At 73.9% G+C, this 16,210-nt stretch carries 14 protein-coding genes; 13 read left to right on the top strand and 1 reads right to left on the bottom strand.

Going from position 1 to position 16,210, the window contains the following annotated elements; genetic code table 11:
* Positions 1–15: 15 nt before the first annotated feature.
* The 8 genes from FKD65_RS09530 to metK all read left to right on the top strand — a co-directional run bounded on the left by FKD65_RS09530 (position 16) and on the right by metK (position 7,291).
* Positions 16–903, top strand: coding sequence for a dihydroorotate dehydrogenase electron transfer subunit (locus FKD65_RS09530; RefSeq protein ID WP_141577106.1), 888 nt, complete (start codon positions 16–18; stop codon positions 901–903).
* Positions 900–1,880: a dihydroorotate dehydrogenase gene (locus tag FKD65_RS09525; protein ID WP_141577105.1), complete on the top strand. Its 981-nt coding sequence runs from the start codon at positions 900–902 to the stop codon at positions 1,878–1,880. Before FKD65_RS09530 ends, FKD65_RS09525 begins: the two co-directional genes overlap by 4 nt.
* Positions 1,877–2,581 carry an orotidine-5'-phosphate decarboxylase gene (pyrF, locus tag FKD65_RS09520; protein WP_141577104.1) on the top strand — a complete coding sequence of 235 codons (705 nt, stop codon included), beginning with the start codon at positions 1,877–1,879 and terminating at the stop codon, positions 2,579–2,581. Before FKD65_RS09525 ends, pyrF begins: the two co-directional genes overlap by 4 nt.
* Before the next feature lie 736 nt (positions 2,582–3,317).
* Positions 3,318–3,644, top strand: coding sequence for an integration host factor, actinobacterial type (mihF, locus tag FKD65_RS09515; protein WP_021597647.1), 327 nt, complete (start codon positions 3,318–3,320; stop codon positions 3,642–3,644).
* Between the two features lie 94 nt (positions 3,645–3,738).
* Positions 3,739–4,326, top strand: a complete 588-nt coding sequence (gmk, locus tag FKD65_RS09510) for a guanylate kinase (RefSeq protein ID WP_141586670.1) — start codon at positions 3,739–3,741, stop codon at positions 4,324–4,326.
* Between the two features lie 27 nt (positions 4,327–4,353).
* Positions 4,354–4,608 carry a DNA-directed RNA polymerase subunit omega gene (rpoZ, locus tag FKD65_RS09505; RefSeq protein ID WP_021597645.1) on the top strand — a complete coding sequence of 85 codons (255 nt, stop codon included), beginning with the start codon at positions 4,354–4,356 and terminating at the stop codon, positions 4,606–4,608.
* Positions 4,609–4,730: 122 nt separating this feature from the next.
* Positions 4,731–5,972 (top strand): bifunctional phosphopantothenoylcysteine decarboxylase/phosphopantothenate--cysteine ligase CoaBC, encoded by a 1,242-nt coding sequence (coaBC, locus tag FKD65_RS09500; protein ID WP_141577103.1) that lies wholly within the window; start codon positions 4,731–4,733, stop codon positions 5,970–5,972.
* A 125-nt stretch (positions 5,973–6,097) separates the two neighbouring features.
* Complete coding sequence (gene metK, locus FKD65_RS09495; protein WP_141577102.1) at positions 6,098–7,291, top strand: methionine adenosyltransferase; 1,194 nt, start codon at positions 6,098–6,100, stop codon at positions 7,289–7,291.
* 66 nt (positions 7,292–7,357) lie between these two features.
* Here metK and FKD65_RS09490 read toward each other — a convergent pair whose 3' ends face one another.
* A complete protein-coding gene (locus tag FKD65_RS09490) occupies positions 7,358–8,908 on the bottom strand; it encodes an MFS transporter (protein WP_240810053.1) in 1,551 nt (516 codons plus the stop codon).
* A 253-nt stretch (positions 8,909–9,161) separates the two neighbouring features.
* On the opposite strand from FKD65_RS09490, the gene FKD65_RS09485 reads away from it, so the two are divergent.
* From FKD65_RS09485 to FKD65_RS09465, 5 genes are all read left to right on the top strand, one after another.
* Positions 9,162–11,258, top strand: coding sequence for a primosomal protein N' (locus FKD65_RS09485; RefSeq protein ID WP_141577100.1), 2,097 nt, complete (start codon positions 9,162–9,164; stop codon positions 11,256–11,258).
* A gap of 83 nt (positions 11,259–11,341) precedes the next feature.
* The gene (locus FKD65_RS09480; RefSeq protein WP_141577099.1) at positions 11,342–13,150 is read left to right on the top strand and encodes a hypothetical protein; all 1,809 of its coding nucleotides are present in this window, start codon (positions 11,342–11,344) and stop codon (positions 13,148–13,150) included.
* Positions 13,151–13,293: 143 nt separating this feature from the next.
* On the top strand, positions 13,294–13,839 hold the full coding sequence (gene def / locus FKD65_RS09475; RefSeq protein ID WP_141577098.1) for a peptide deformylase: 546 nt from the start codon (positions 13,294–13,296) through the stop codon (positions 13,837–13,839).
* Complete coding sequence (gene fmt, locus FKD65_RS09470) at positions 13,840–14,766, top strand: methionyl-tRNA formyltransferase (protein WP_141577097.1); 927 nt, start codon at positions 13,840–13,842, stop codon at positions 14,764–14,766.
* A complete protein-coding gene (locus FKD65_RS09465; protein ID WP_141577096.1) occupies positions 14,766–16,202 on the top strand; it encodes an RsmB/NOP family class I SAM-dependent RNA methyltransferase in 1,437 nt (478 codons plus the stop codon). Before fmt ends, FKD65_RS09465 begins: the two co-directional genes overlap by 1 nt.
* Positions 16,203–16,210 lie beyond the last annotated feature (8 nt).

The raw sequence follows: 16,210 nt of genomic DNA, 5'->3' as shown, positions 1-16,210 counted from the left end.
AGGAGAGGGAGACGGGTGTCCGACACGCCGGTGCAGACCTCGGCGACGGTCCTGACGGTCCGCCAGGTGCAGGACTACCGCGCGATGACGCTGGTGGCCCCGGCCATCGCCGAGCGCTTCAGGCCCGGCCAGTTCGTGGCGCTCGCGGTGGGCGGCGAGCACACCTCCCGCCTGGTCCGACGGTGCTTCGGGGTCCACGAGGTCAAGTCCGACTACGGCGGCACCGTCGAGCTGGTGTTCGCCGACACCGAGCCCGGCACCGCCTGGCTCGCCGGCCGCCGCTCCCGCGACCAGCTCGACCTCGTCGGGCCGCTCGGCCGCCCGTTCCGGCTGCCACGCGACCCCGTCACCTGCCTGCTCGTGGCCGGGGGGCCCGGCGGCGCGGCCGTGTTCGCGCTGGCCGACTCGCTCCTGCGGCGCGGCTGCCAGGTGCACTTCGTGCTCGCCGGCGCCTCCGCCCGGCAGGTGTTCGGGTCCCGGATGGCGCAGCGCATCGGGGACAGCTCGTCCGTCGTCACCGAGGACGGCTCGATGGGGGAGAAGGGGGTCGTCCGCGACGTGCTGCCCCGCGTCATCGAGGAGACGGGCGCCGACGTCGTCTACGGCTGCGGCCCGACCTCCCTGCTCCGCTCGGTCACCCAGATCGCCGGCCTCTTCGGCCTGCCCTCGCAGGTGTCGGTCGAGGAGTTCCTCCAGCAGACGGGCGCGTGCGGCATCGGCGTTTGCATGACGTGCATGCTCCCCGTCCACGGAGAGGACGGGGTGACCCGCATGGTCCGCGCCTGCGCGGACGGCCCCGTCCTGCGCGGCGACCGCGTCCGCTGGGGCGACCTCGGAACCATCCCGTTCGACGCGCTCGGCGCGCCGCGCGTCCTGAGCGTCTCTGAAGGGGGCTCCCAGTGAGCGACCGGGTCACGACCACCCTCGGGCCTCTGGAGCTCCCCAATCCCGTTCTGACGGCCTCCGGGTGCGGCGGGACGGGACGGGAGCTCGCCCAGTTCTTCGACCTCACCCGTCTCGGCGCGTTCGTCACGACCTCGGTGATGGCGCAGGCGCGCGCGGGGCGTCCCACGCCACGGGTGACCGAGACCCCGAGCGGCCTCCTGACCGCCATGGGCCTGCCGGGCCCCGGCGTGGAGACCTTCCTGGAACGCGACCTGCCCTGGCTCATCGAGCAGGAGGTCCGCACGATCGTGTCCGTCGCGGGCAACAGCGTCGAGGAGTACGGCGACCTCGCGCGCCGCCTCCGCCACGTCCCCGGCGTCGCCGCGATCGAGGTCAACGTCGCCTGCCCGAACGTCGAGGACCGCGGCCGCATGTTCGCCTGGCACCCGGCGGCCGCCGCGTCCGTCGTCCGGGCGGTGCGCGCGCACGCCCGGCCCGGCCTCCCGGTCTTCGCCAAGCTCGCCCCCGACGTGACCGACATCGTCACGATCGCGCTCGCCTGCGTCGACGCGGGCGCCGACGGCCTCACCCTGATCAACACCATGGAGGCCATGGCGATCGACCCGCGGACGCTGCGTCCGGCCCTCACGGGCGTGTCGGGCGGCCTGTCCGGCCCCGCCGTGCGGCCCGTCGCGGTCCGCTGCGTGTACCAGGTGCACGCCGCGCTGCCCACCACCCCGATCATCGGGGTCGGCGGCGTCTCCACCGGCCTGGACGCCCTGGAGTTCATCCTCGCCGGGGCCTCCGCCGTCGCCGTCGGCACCGCCCTGTTCCACGACCCGACGGCCGGGCCCCGCGTCCTGCGGGAGCTGGAGGAGGCGCTCGCGGCCCGCCGCATCGGCCGCCTCGCCGACGCCGTCGGCCTCGCGCACAAGCCCGCCGGGTACGTCCCGCCCCAGGTGCGCCCGCAAGAGTCCGAGAAGGAGAAGCTGTGACCGCCGCCCCCATCGCCGTCGCGCTGGACGCGCCCGACCTGGAGACGGCCGCGCGCTGGGCCACCCTGGTCACGCCGCACGTCTCCACCGTCAAGGTCGGCCTGGAGCTGTACCTGCGCTACGGGCCGGACGTCGTCGCCAGCGTGCGGGGTGCCAGCCGAGTCCAGGTCTTCCTCGACCTCAAGCTGCACGACATCCCCGCCACCGTCCGCGGGGCCGCCCGCGCCGTGGCGCGCCTCAAGCCGGCCTACCTGACCGTGCACGCCGCCGGAGGGCCCGCGATGATCCGCGAGGCGGTGGAGGCCGTCCCCACCACCAAGATCGCCGCGGTCACGGTCCTGACGTCGCTCGGGGACGCCGATCTCGCCGCCCTCGGCCTCGCGGGGCCCGCCCCCGACGCCGTCCGCCGGCTGGCCGTCCTCGCCGTCGAGGCGGGCGCACAGGCCCTCGTGTGCTCCCCGCAGGAGGCCGCGGCCGTCCGCGCCGAGGTCGGCCCGGACATCACGCTCATCACGCCCGGCGTCCGCCCCGCGGGCTCCGGCAACCAGGACCAGGCCCGCGTCGCCACCCCCGAGGACGCCCTCGCCGCCGGCGCCGACCTGCTGGTCATCGGCCGCCCCATCACCGCCGCCCCCGACCCGGGCGCCGCCGCGGCCGCCATCGCCGCCGCGCTGCGCCGCACGTCCGCCCGCACGCCCTGAGCGGCCCGCGCGCATCGCCCGGACGCCATTGGTGCGCGGGTGCACTGAACGCTTTGGAGGCGAGTTTTGTGGCGCGCGCGATCGCGCTTTGTGGTTTTAGCCGCATGCGAATGCGGGGGCCGAGTGGCCGCTTTGCGATACGCGCCGAACGGTGAACTCGGTCACGCGGAGGGGCGATTGCGGACCGGGGGGAGTCTCCGGCGGCACGGCCGACGCTTCCGCGTCAGTGGGGGTGCCCTGGCGGCGGGCTGAGGGAGCTGGTGCGGTGCGGGTGTCCTCCGGGCCGAGCGAACGATCTTGGCGGTGTGTTGTCGAGGATGACAGTAACGGTGCTGGGGCGACGTGCGGAACGGCGGGGCGTGACGAGTGTCACTCGGTCGGGATCACTTGTGGGAGCCCGCGCCGGGGCGGCCGGCGCGGCTTCGCGAGGGGGTGGCGGGACCGCGGCGGAGGGGCCGTCCGCAAGCGCGAAGCGCAGCGGCGGACGGGTGCCGAGTGCCACATGTACGGCCAGAATGGGCGGATTTTCACGATCATGCGAAAGTCCCAGCAAGGCAAGGGGATGCGGCGCGGAGGGGCCGGAGTTGGGTACACTCTGTATTCAGGACACTCCGAGGAGTGATTTTCGTGAATTTGTGGTGGGCTAAACGGCACTTCACGTTGCCTTATGGGTGGTGAACTCGCTAGTTTCCCAACCCGTCCGACTCCGTCGAGTGGAAACCTGAGGTGACCCGGCGTGGCTCTTCCGCCCCTAACCCCCGAACAGCGCGCCGCAGCCCTGGAGAAGGCTGCCAAGGCGCGCAAGGAGCGGGCCGAGGTTAAGAACAAGCTGAAGCACGGTGGAACCTCGCTCGCCGAGGTTCTCAAAGAGGGTCAGTCCGACGACGTCATCGGAAAGATGAAGGTGTCGGCCCTTCTGGAATCGCTGCCCGGTGTGGGCAAGGTCCGTGCGAAGCAGATCATGGAGCGCCTGGGCATCGCCGAGTCCCGCCGTGTGCGGGGCCTCGGCGCCAACCAGCGCGCATCCCTGGAGCGTGAGTTCGGCGGAAGTGCGAACCGCTGACGTGCGACTCACGGGCGGGCGCGGCGGTCAGGCCGCCGCGGCCGGCTCGGGGCGACCCGGGAACGGCACCATCCCGTCCGGCTCCGGCGCACCCATAGCTGCGCCGGAGGGCTCCAGGCCGAATGGCCCGCTCGCGCGGCGGCTGACGGTCCTGTCCGGGCCGTCGGGCGTCGGCAAGAGCACGGTCGTCGCCGAGATCCGGCGCTCACACCCCCGGGTGTGGCTGTCGGTCTCGGTGACCACCCGGGCCCCCCGCCCGGGTGAGACCGACGGTGTGCAGTACTTCTTCGTCGACGACGCCGGTTTCGACCGGCTCGTCGCCGAAGGGGAGCTCCTCGAATGGGCCGAGTTCGCGGGCAACCGCTACGGAACCCCGCGCCGGCCCGTCGAGGAACGCCTCGCCCGCGGCGAGCCGGTCCTGCTGGAGATCGACCTCCAGGGCGCCCGGCAGGTGCGGCGGTCCATGCCCGAAGCGCGGCTGGTGTTCCTCGCCCCCCCCAGCTGGGAGGAGCTCGTCCGCCGCCTCACCGGGCGCGGCACCGAGCCCCCCGAGGTGATCGAGCGGCGCCTGGACGCCGCCCGCGTCGAACTCGCCGCCGAGAAGGAGTTCGACGTCACACTCGTCAACACGTCGGTGCGGGACGTGTGCGTAGAGCTGCTAGCCTTGATGGCTGACCAGTAGCCGTTTCATCTAGCGGAAGGCCACCGAGTGGCAGCCAGCAACGAGGGCATCACCAACCCCTCGATCGACGAGCTCCTCGAGGTCGTCGACACCAAGTACGGCCTCGTGAGCATCGCGGCCAAGCGCGCCCGGCAGATCAACGCCTACTACGCCCAGCTGGGCGAGGGCCTGCTGGAGTACGTCGGCCCGCTCGTCGAGACGCAGGTCCAGGAGAAGCCGCTGTCGATCGCGCTCCGCGAGACCCGTGAAGGCCTCCTGAACGCCGAGCCCATCGAGGGCTGAGCCGGCCAGGGCGGGCGGCCCCGGAGGGTGCTCGACCCGCTCGCCGTCTCCTGGGGCGCCCGGCGTTCGCGTGCGGGACCCCGGCGTGAGTGTGGTCGGTGTGTGATGGGATCGTGGGCCGTATGACCTCCCCCAAGCCGCGCGTCGTGCTCGGAGTGAGCGCCGGGATCGCCGCTTACAAGGCGTGCGAGCTGCTCCGGCGGCTCACCGAGTCGGGCCACGACGTCACCGTCGTGCCGACCGCGGACGCGCTGCGCTTCGTCGGAGAGCCCACCTGGGCCGCCCTGTCCGGCAAGCCGGTGTCGCCGCGGGTCTGGGACGGGGTCGCCGACGTCCCGCACGTCCGGCTGGGCCAGCAGGCCGACCTGGTGTTCGTCGCGCCGGCGACCGCCGACCTGCTCGCCAAGGCGGCCCACGGGCTCGCCGACGACCTGCTCACCAACACCCTGCTGACCGCCCGCTGCCCCGTCGTGTTCGCGCCCGCGATGCACACCGAGATGTGGCAGCACCCGGCCACCCAGGCCAACGCCGCGACCCTGCGGGCGCGCGGCGCCGTCGTCGTGGAGCCCGCCTCCGGGCGCCTGACCGGCAAGGACACCGGGCCCGGGCGGCTGCCCGACCCGGCCGAGCTGTTCGAGGTCGCCCGGCACGTGCTGGCCCGCGGCGCGGCCGGGCGCGACCTCGCCGGACGGCACGTGGTGGTCTCCGCCGGCGGCACCCGGGAGGCCATCGACCCCGTGCGCTTCATCGGCAACCGCTCGTCCGGCCTGCAGGGCTACGCCCTCGCCCGGACCGCCGTGGCCCGCGGCGCCAGGGTGACGCTCGTCTCGGCGAACGTCGCCCTGCCCGACCCGGCGGGCGCCGAGACCGTCGCCGTCGGATCGGCCGAGGAGATGCGCAAGGCGGTCGTGGAGGCCGCCGGGTCGGCCGACGCGGTCGTCATGGCCGCCGCGGTCGCCGACTTCCGCCCGGCCGGCTACCGGGGCTCGAAGATCAAGAAGGCCGAGGGGGCGGAGCCGGAGCCGATCCGGCTCGTCAAGAACCCCGACATCCTGGCCGAGCTGGGCGGGAGCCGGCGCCCCGGCCAGGTGATCGTGGGTTTCGCCGCCGAGACCGACGACGTCCTCGCCAACGGCCGGGCCAAGCTCGCCCGCAAGGGCAGCGACCTCCTCGTCGTCAACGAGGTCGGCGAGGACCTGACCTTCGGCCGCCCCGACAACGCGGCGACGATCCTCGGCGCCGACGGGTCGGCCACCGAGGTGCCGCGCGGCGCCAAGGAGGCGCTCGCCGAGGTCGTCTGGGACCTCGTCTCCGCGCGGCTGGAGCGCACTCCCTCCGGCGTAAGTCGGGGTGAGGGGCGCTGATCCCGCTAGACTTCTGCCCCTAACATCGTGGGGAACCCATGGCGGGGGGCGGCATCCCTCGCCGAACTCGACAAAGAATCCGTTCTGCGACGTCAGTCAGCAGCCGCTGCAAGGAGTTCACGTACGTGTCTCGCCGCCTGTTCACCTCCGAGTCGGTGACCGAGGGTCACCCGGACAAGATCGCGGACCAGATCAGCGACGCGATCCTCGACTCGATGCTCAAGGACGACCCGAAGAGCCGGGTCGCCGTCGAGACGATGATCACGACGGGTCAGGTGCATGTGGCCGGTGAGGTCACCACCGAGACCTATGTGGACATCCCGGGCGTGATCCGGGAGAAGATCCTGGAGATCGGCTACGACTCGTCCAAGAAGGGCTTCGACGGCCACTCCTGCGGCGTCTCGGTCTCGATCGGCGCGCAGTCGCCCGACATCGCGCAGGGAGTGGACGACGCCTACGAGACCCGCGAGGGCGAGGGCGTCGACGACCTCGACCGGCAGGGCGCCGGCGACCAGGGCCTGATGTTCGGCTACGCCACCAACGAGACCCCCGAGCTGATGCCGCTGCCGATCACGCTGGCGCACCGGCTCGCCCGGCGGCTGTCGGCGGTCCGCAAGAGCGGCGACGTGCCCTACCTGCGCCCCGACGGCAAGACCCAGGTCACCATCGAGTACGACGGCGACCGCGGCGTCCGCCTCGACACCGTCGTCGTGTCCAGCCAGCACGCTCCCGACATCGACCTGAAGGAGCTCCTGGCCCCGGACGTGAAGGAGCACGTCGTCGACCCGGTGCTCGCCGAGTTCGAGCTCGACACCGAGAACTACCGCCTGCTGGTGAACCCCACCGGCCGCTTCGAGATCGGCGGCCCGATGGGCGACGCCGGCCTCACCGGCCGCAAGATCATCGTGGACACCTACGGCGGCATGGCCCGGCACGGCGGCGGCGCGTTCTCCGGCAAGGACCCGTCCAAGGTGGACCGCTCCGCCGCGTACGCGATGCGCTGGGTCGCCAAGAACATCGTCGCCGCGCAGCTCGCCGACCGCGCCGAGGTGCAGGTCGCCTACGCGATCGGCAAGGCCCACCCGGTCGGGGTGTTCGTGGAGACGTTCGGCACCGAGAAGGTCGCCCCCGAGAAGATCGAGAAGGCGATCGGGGACGTGTTCGACCTGCGCCCGGCCGCGATCGTCCGCGACCTGGACCTGCTCCGCCCGATCTACTCGCGCACGGCCGCCTACGGCCACTTCGGCCGCGAGGAGCCCGACTTCTCCTGGGAGTCGACCGACCGCGCCAAGGACCTGGCCTCCGCCGCGGGCCTGTAACCGGCGAACCGGATCACGGAGAAGGGCCCCGGGGCACCCCGGGGCCCTTCTCGTCGTGCGGTGCCGTCAGGAGGGGCAGTGGTTGCCGCGGTGCAGGCCGTAGCGGGCGGCGATGGTGTAGCGGCCCGGGGCGCCCGCCTCCAGCCGGACGAACTCGCCTGCGCGCGCCAGGCAGGCGTCCCCGCCCGTGGCGCTCAGCCAGGGGGACCAGGAGATCCGCATCAGGACCGATCCGCGCGACGGCATGTCGACGACGAGCTTGCCGGAGTCGAGCGTGCTGACGAAGGCGGGCCGGTCGACCAGCGGCGTGGGGCTCGCCACGCGGTACAGGCGCCAGTGCTCGTCGCGCCAGATCTCCGTCAGGTACGGCTGGCCGCGCTCGACGAGGGCGGCCTCCTCGTGCGCCGACCAGTCGACCTCCTGCTCGGGCAGGACGACGTACTGGACGGCCCACTTGTGCAGCCAGTCGCGGTACGAGGCGGGCGTCAGCGCGCCCTCCTCGTAGAACAGCCCGTGGCGCTCGGCGTCGACCTGGCGGTTCCATCCGCGGGCGAGCGCGAAGTGGCGGCTGAGGCCGGAGGACTCCCAGTGGGAGCGCAGCGGGACGACCTCGATGCGCGCGCCGCCCGCTCCGACGGCGTTCAGCTCGCCGACGAGGCCGCGGGCGTGGTCGGCGGCGGCGTCCGCGGGTTCGGTGTGGATGACGTCGTCGACGGGCTTCACGACCTGCCAGGACGCCGTGACGATGAACGCCAGCGACAGCACGGCGATCCGGAGCCGCCCGTGCGCGCGCGCCACGGCCGACAGCAGGAACATGCCGCCGAACAGCAGCGAGAGCCGCTCGACGTTGCTGCCGATGGGGGTGGGGATCAGCCAGGTCAGCAGGATCCCGGCGAGGTAGACGCCGGCGCCGACCCGCACCAGCGTCCAGCTCTTCGGCGCGCAGAACAGGATCGCGGCGACGCTGGTGACGGCGGGCAGCACGATCGCGTTGAGGGAGATCGGCTGGACGCCGCTGAACGGGAAGAGCAGGCTGGTCGTCCCGACGACGACGGGGAGGCCCACGGCGAGGCAGGCCCCGGCGCGGCGGCGTCCGGTCAGGAACAGCGCGGCGGCGAGCACCAGCAGGAACAGGCCCGCGACGGGGCTCGCGAGTGAGGCCAGCATGCCCAGGACCACCATCGCGGCGGCGCGCAGGGCGGGCGTCCCGCGCGGGGTGAACGCCACGACGGCCGCCATGAGCGCGAACATCAGCCCCAGGCCGAACGTGACGCGGCCCGAGGCGGCGTTGCAGGCCAGCGCGAAGGCGGCCCAGAGCGACGCGGGAAGCGCGACCGGGGCCCTGAACTGCTTGAGCAGGTACCCGGTGAGCGCGGCGCAGATCGTGCCCGTCACCACGGCGACCGTGCGGATGCCGAACAGCGCCATCAGGTACGGCGACATGACGCTGTACGAGGCGGGGTGCATCCCGCCGTACCAGGCGAAGCTGTAGGCCGCGCCGGGGTGCTTCCAGGCGAAGTCCGTCCACGCGGCCTGGGCCGCCAGGTCGCCGCCCTCCGTGGCGAGGAACAGCCCCCACACCAGATGGAAGACGGCCGCGGCCAGCGTGGCGGCCACCACGGGGTGGCGTGCCCGCTTCTTCCATCTGGAGGCTGCTGAGGGGTTTGGGGAACGGCGTGACGCCCCGCCGCTGGCCGGGGAGTCCGTCCGCTCATGGGCATGAGCTGTGGTCACTTCGCCTGCAGGGGCTCGTCGGACGGCGGGGGTGCGGACGGGCGTCGGGCAATGGGCCGGAGGACGCGCACCCGTTCAAACGGCTCAACACTAGCGCGCGGGATCGGCTGTCGGATCGATCTGGTAGGACGGGGACGTGACGAAGGACGGCGGGGGAACGGACCTGATCCCGGGGCTGGACGCCCTCCCGGGCGCGGCCGCCGGCAGGCCGGACAAACCGGGAGGGGCCGCCGCGCCGGGCAAGCCGCCGGGCAAGAAGGGGGCCCGCCGGCCGGCCGCCGAGCTGCCCGTCGCGCGGATCGCGGTCGACATGTCGCTCCCGCATCTGGACCGTCCTTTCGACTACCTGGTCCCCGTGGAGCTGGACGCCAAGGCGGTCCCCGGGTGCCGGGTGCGGGTGCGCTTCGCGGGCCAGCTCGTCGACGGCTTCCTGCTGGAGCGGGTCGCCGAGAGCGGCCACGGCGGCAAGCTGCTGTTCCTGGAGCGGGTGACCTCCTCCGAGCCCGTCCTGGCACCGGAGATCGTCGCGCTGGTGCGGGAGGTGGCCGACCGGTACGCGGGGACTTTCGCGGACGTCCTGCGGCTTGCCGTCCCGCCCCGGCACGCCCGCGTGGAGGGCGAGCCCGTGGACCGGCCCGTCCCGGAGCAGGACGTTCCCGTCTCGCCGGAGGCCCCCGATCCCGGCCCATGGCGGGAGTACCCCGCGGGGGAGTCGTTCCTCGGCGCGCTCAGCGGCGGGAGGGCGCCGCACGCCGTGTGGACCGCCTTGCCAGGCTCCGACTGGACGGAGGCCATAGCGCGCGCGGTGGCCGCCACGCTGAGCGGCGGACGGGGCGCGCTCGTCGTGGTCGCCGACGGCCGTGACGTGGCGCGTGTCGACGCGGCGCTTGAGGCGGAGCTGGGGAAGGGCCTTCACGTCGCCCTGACGGCGGAACTGGGCCCGGCGGAGCGCTACCGCAGATGGCTCGCCGTCCTGCGCGGCAAGGCACGTGCGGTCGTCGGCACCCGCGCCGCCATGTTCGCGCCCGTCGCCGACCTCGGGCTGGTCGTGCTCTGGGACGACGGTGACGACGTCCACGCCGAGCCCCACGCGCCGTATCCCCACCCCCGTGATGTGCTCGCCCTGCGCGCGCACCGGTCGGGGGCCGGGGCGCTGATCGGCGGGTTCACCCGGACCACCGACGCGACCCAGCTCGTGGAGACCGGCTGGGCGCACGCCCTCGCCGCCGACAGGAACGGCGTCCGGGCGTGGATGCCGCGCGTCCGCTACGTGGGGGAGGACGCCCAGCTCGCCCGCGACGCCGCAGCCCGCACCGCGCGTCTGCCGAACGTCGCCTTCGAGGCCGCACGGCAGGCGCTGGAGACCGGGCCCGTCCTGGTCCAGGTGCCCAGGCGCGGTTACGTTCCCGGCATCGCGTGCGGGAGGTGCCGCACACCGGCGCGCTGCCAGGCCTGCCAGGGCCCGCTGGCACTCGCCTCCTCGCACGCGGCCCCGTACTGCGGCTGGTGCGGCCACATCGCGGGCGACTGGCACTGCCCTGAATGCGGCTTCTTCCAGGTGCGCGCCCTCGTGGTGGGCGCCAAACGCACCGCGGAGGAGCTCGGCCGTGCGTTCCCGGGCGTGCCCGTGCGCACCTCAGGGCGCGACGCCGTCCTCGACCGGGTCGGTCCGGAACGGGCGCTCGTGGTGGCGACCCCTGGAGCCGAGCCGCCCGCGGAGGGGGGATACCTCGCCGCGCTGCTGCTGGACGGCTGGGTCCTCCTCGGGCGGCCCGATCTGCGCGCCGGTGAGGAGACACTGAGACGCTGGATGAACGCGGCGTCGCTCGTCCGCCCGCAGGGCCCGGTGATCGTGGCCGCCGAGGGGACGCTGCCCGCCGTCCAGGCCCTCGTGCGCTGGGACCCCGTCACGTACGCGGAACGGGAACTGGCCGAACGCAGGGAAGTGGGTTTCCCGCCCGCCGCGCGTATGGCGTCGTTGACCGCATCCCCGGCCGCCATCAGGGAGCTTCTGGCCGACACCCGCCTGCCCGACGGCGCGGAGGTTCTCGGGCCCGTTCCCGTCCCCCAGGCGGGCACCGAGGCTCAGGAGAAGGAGCGCGCGCTGATACGCGTCCCGCGCGCCGCAGGGCCCGCTCTGGCGCGCGCGCTGAAGGAAGCCCAGGGAGTACGCAGCGCCCGCAAGGCCGCGGAGACCGTGCGAGTCCAGATAGACCCCCTGGAACTGATCTGACGCTCAGCTCGGCTGCCGGAACCGATCTGGTGCCTGGCACTGAACCGGCCACTTGCGGCTGGGCTGACCCATAGGGTTCTGGCGTGGCCGACAACTGGGTGGAGACCACCGCGGGCGACCTGCGCCGGTGGTCGGACGAACGCGGTGAGACGCTCGACGAGCAGGGCGTCCGCATCCTGCTCGACCTGGCGCGGGAGGAGATGGGCCTCGCGGGCCCTGACGCGCTGGAGCCGCGGCACGTGCGCGAGCTGCTCCTGGAGGTCTTCCCCGAGTCCGTGGTCGCCGGGCGCGACGACGTCCCCACCATCCTGGACGCCCTCCGCCGGATCGTCGCCTACCTGCGCGACACCGGCGCCGTGACCGCGGCGGCCGCCGGCGGGCTGGAGGCCGAGATCGACCGGACCGGCCCCGGTTTCGCGGAGGTCGTCGCCGCCGTCGACAGCGAGGAGCGGCAGGCGGCCGCCGAGGTCGTCGCCGGGCTGATGCAGGCCGACGGGATCGACCTCGACGACCAGGACGCCGTCGACGCGTGGGTGCGCGACTTCGAGGCGCGGCCGGAGGAGGAGCGCTTCGCCCTGACCGAGGAGTACCTGCGGCAGGCCGGGGAGCTGGTGGTCCCGCCCGTGCGGCTCGCGCCGCAGGCCGAGGTCGCGGACGCGGCGCGCCGCTCCGGCCTCACCGGGGCCGTCCTCGCCCTGGCCCGCTGGGCCGGGGAGCGGCCGCTGACCGAGCACGGCACGCTCACCGAGGCCGACGCCGAGGAAGCGCGCCTCGCCCTCGGCCTCGACTCCCCGCGGCGCCACGGGCGGATGGAGGACGAGGGCGCGCTGGAGCGGCTCTGGTGGGCCGCCGTCGAGGCGAAGGTCATCGGCGCCGAGAAGGGCGCGGCCGCCCCCGGCCCCTCCCTGGCGGGCCTGGAGTCCGACGACGACGTGGCGCTGCTCACCGCCTGGCTGCCGCTGTTCGACGCCATCGTCGTGCCCGGCCACGACTACGCCGACGGCCTGGACGCCGTGGAGCTCGTCCAGAACGAGCTGACCGGCGTCCTCATCCACCTGTACGAGCAGGAGGAGCCGCACGGCCCCGAAGCCCTGGCCGACGCGCTGCTGGGCCACATCGAGGAGGCCTACGACCTCACCGACGCCGACACCATGTCCGAGCTGGTGGCGGACGCCCTGGCCCTGGAGCTGGAGACCCTGGAGGACTGGGGCGTCATCGAGGCGTCCGGCACGGGACGGGCGTTGACGCCGCTCGGTGTGTGGGCCGTCCGGGAACTGCTCCTCGCGGACGGGTTCACCGCCCCCGTCATAGGTGAGCTGGCCGGCGCCCGCGCGTCCGACCTCATCGCCGGGCTCACCTGGTACCGCCCGGAGGCCGCCGACGAGGAGATCGACGGCTGGCTGGCGGCCCACGACCCCAAGGACGCCGCCGCCGACCTGCTGGACGTCATGAGGACCGGCGGACCGGGCGCCCGCAACCTCGCCGCCGCCGTCCTGCACCGCGTCGGCCCCGAGGCGGCCGGCGTGGTCCGCGCCGCGCAGGAGCACCCGCTGGTGTCGCCCTACGCCGCGATGTGGCTGAACGCCGCAGGCGACCCGGCGGGGCGGGAACTGGCCCGCGAGGAGTACCTCTGGGTGTTCGTCGACACGGTCGCCGGGATGCTGGAGACCGCGGACCCGGAGGAGGCGGTCGAGGCGGCGCTCGTCGACGCCCCGCCGGAAGCGGAGATGAAGGCCATGGTGGACGAACTTTGGCGCACCCATCATCCCGGTGTGGCCGACGTCCTGGAGGCGTTGGGCGCGCACCACCCCGACAAAGCCACGGCCAAGGCAGCCCGTACCGCCGCCTACAAGGCGCGTTCGGCCCGCCAAGGCGCGCACCGCGGCGTGTGACCGCGGCGCCGCTCGTGAACGCGGCGTGAATGTTCAGGGTGCGCGCCTCCGTAGACTGGAGGGCGCGTCCCGGTTCCCAGTGACGCTCGAAGACCCAGTGACGCTCGAAGCATCGGCGACACTCGCAGGAAACGGAGTCCCCGTTGGCCGTCAAGCCCATCCGCCTCTTCGGCGACCCCGTGCTGCGCACGCCCGCGGAGCCGGTGAAGGACTTCGACAAGGAGCTGCGCCAGCTCGTCAAGGACCTCACCGACACGATGATCGACGCCCCCGGCGTGGGTCTGGCCGCCCCCCAGCTCGGCGTCGGGCTGCGCGTGTTCACCTACTACGTCGACGACCGCCTGGGGCACGTGGTCAACCCGACGCTCGACCTGTCGGACGAGCAGGAGACCGGCGACGAGGGCTGCCTCTCCCTGCCCGGCCTGGCGTTCCCCACGCCCCGCTCCATCGGCGTCGTGGCCAAGGGCTTCAACATGCACGGGGAGCCGATCACGCTGGAGGGCACCGACCTGCTGGCCCGCTGCGTCCAGCACGAGACCGACCACCTCGACGGGATCATCTTCATCGACCGGATGGACGCCGAGCAGCGCAAGGCCGCGATGAAGGCGATCCGGGAGGCCGAGTGGTTCGGTGAACCGGCCCCCGTCGTGAAGGACTCGCCGCACCGCACCCTCGGGAAGGCGATCTAGATGCGGCTGGTCTTCGCCGGGACGCCCGAGACCGCGCTCCCGGCCCTGACGGCGCTCCTGGGCTCCTCGCACGAGGTCGCGGCGGTCGTCACCCGGCCGGACGGTCGTTCGGGCCGTGGGAGGCATCTGAGCGCCGGCCCGGTCGCGTCCCTCGCCGCCGAGGCCGGCGTCGAGGTGCTGAAGCCGGCGAAGGCCCGCGACCCCGAGTTCCTCGACCGGCTCCGGGAGATCGCGCCCGACTGCTGCCCGGTCGTCGCCTACGGCGCGCTGCTGCCCCGCGAGGCCCTGGAGATCCCCCGGCACGGCTGGGTGAACCTCCACTTCTCGCTGCTGCCCGCCTGGCGCGGGGCCGCGCCCGTGCAGCGCGCGATCCTGCACGGCGATGACGTGACGGGTGCGGCCACGTTCCAGATCGAGGAGGGCCTCGACACGGGACCGGTCTACGGCGTGCTCACCGAGCCGATCCGGCCGACCGACACCAGCGGCGACCTCCTGGGGCGGCTGGCCGTCGCAGGCGCCGACCTCCTGCTGGACACCATGAACGGCATCGAGGCGGGCGTCCTGGAGCCGCGGCCCCAGCCGACCGAGGGGGTCTCCCACGCGGCGAAGCTGACACCCGAGGACGGCCACGTCGACTGGAAGAGCCCGGCCCTGCACATCGACCGCCTGATCCGCGCCTGCACCCCGGCGCCGGGCGCGTGGACGAACTTCAGGGACGCGCGGGTCAAGCTCGGCCCCGTCCGCCCAGCGCCCGACGGCGGGACCCTCGCACCCGGTGAGATCAGCGCGGGGAAGAACGAGGTGCTGGTCGGCACGGCCACGCATCCCGTCGCGCTGGGCGAGGTGCAGCCGCAGGGCAAGCGCCGCATGGCCGCCGCCGACTGGGTCCGCGGCCTCGACCTCGCCGACAAGGACGCGCTCCACTGATGCCCCCTGCCCGAAACCACCGACGCGCCCCGAACCGCCGCCCGGGCGGTCCCCGCAAGACGGGCCGCCCCCAGGACCTCGTGCGCCGCACCGCGTTCGACGTGATCCGGGCGGTCGAGACCCGCGACGCCTACGCCAACCTCCTGCTGCCCGCGCGCCTGCGCGACCGCGGCCTGACCGGACGCGACGCCGCCCTCGCCACCGAGCTGACGTACGGGACCCTGCGCGGCAAGGGGACCTACGACGCGGTGCTCGCGCTGTGCAGCGACCGCGAACTGCGCCGCATCGACGCCCCGCTCCTGGACGTCCTGCGCATCGGCGCCCACCAGATCCTCGCCACCCGCATCCCGCCGCACGCCGCCGTGGGGACGACCGTGGAGCTGGCCCGCTCGGTCGCGGGCCCGGGCCAGGCCAAGTTCGCCAACGCGGTGCTCCGCAAGGTCACCACGCGCGACATGGACGCCTGGCTGGAGATCGTGGCGCCCGCCGACGCCGACGCCACGACGCGCCTGTCGATCGCCCACAGCCACCCGAAATGGATTGTCTCCGCCATGCGGGACGCCGTAGGGCGGGACGAGATCGCCGAACTCCTCGCCGCCGACAACGCCCGCCCCCGCGTGACGCTGGTCGCGCGCCCCGGCCGGGCGACCCTCGAAGAGCTGTACGACGCGGACGCGGAGCCCGCCCCCTACTCGCCCTACGCCGCTGTCCTGGCCGAGGGCGACCCGGCGGGTATCGCGGCTGTCCGGGAGGGGCGCGCCGCAGTCCAGGACGAGGCCAGCCAGATGGTCGCCCTGGCGCTTACTCAGGTTCCCCTGGACGGCCGTGACGCGCGCTGGGCAGACCTTTGCGCCGGGCCCGGAGGCAAGGCCGGGCTGCTGGCGGCCCTGGCAGCCCAGCGCGACGCCCGGCTCCTCGCCGCCGACGTCCAGCCGCACCGCGCCGCGCTCGTCCGGGACGCGGTCGACGACCGGGCGGGCGTCGTCGCCGCCGACGGCACCGCCCCCGCCTGGCACCCGGCCTCGTTCGACCGCGTCATGGTCGACGCCCCCTGCACCGGCCTCGGCGCGCTCCGCCGCCGTCCAGAGGCACGCTGGCGCCGCGGCCCCGAATCGGTCGCCGAACTCGGGCCGCTCCAGCGGAAGCTGCTCGCCACGGCACTCGAGTCCGTGCGGCCCGGCGGCGTGGTCGCCTACGTCACCTGCTCGCCCCACCTGGCGGAGACCCGCGTGGTGGTCGACGACGTCCTGCGCGGACGCGACGACATCGAGAGGGTCGACGCTCCGGCGGTCCTGGCAGGGATCGCGCCCGGCCTCACCGGCCTGGGGGACGGCCCGTACGCGCAGTTCTGGCCCCACCGCCACGGCACGGACGCGATGTTCCTGGCGCTCCTGCGCCGTACCGACCAGCCCACCACGGACCAGCACCGGACCTGACACTCCGC

The organism is Actinomadura sp. WMMA1423 (assembly GCF_006547145.1).
In the GTDB taxonomy this organism is placed as follows: Bacteria; Actinomycetota; Actinomycetes; order Streptosporangiales; family Streptosporangiaceae; genus Spirillospora.
Note: the sequence above shows the minus strand (reverse complement) of the source record. Positions and strands in the feature narration are given on the sequence as shown.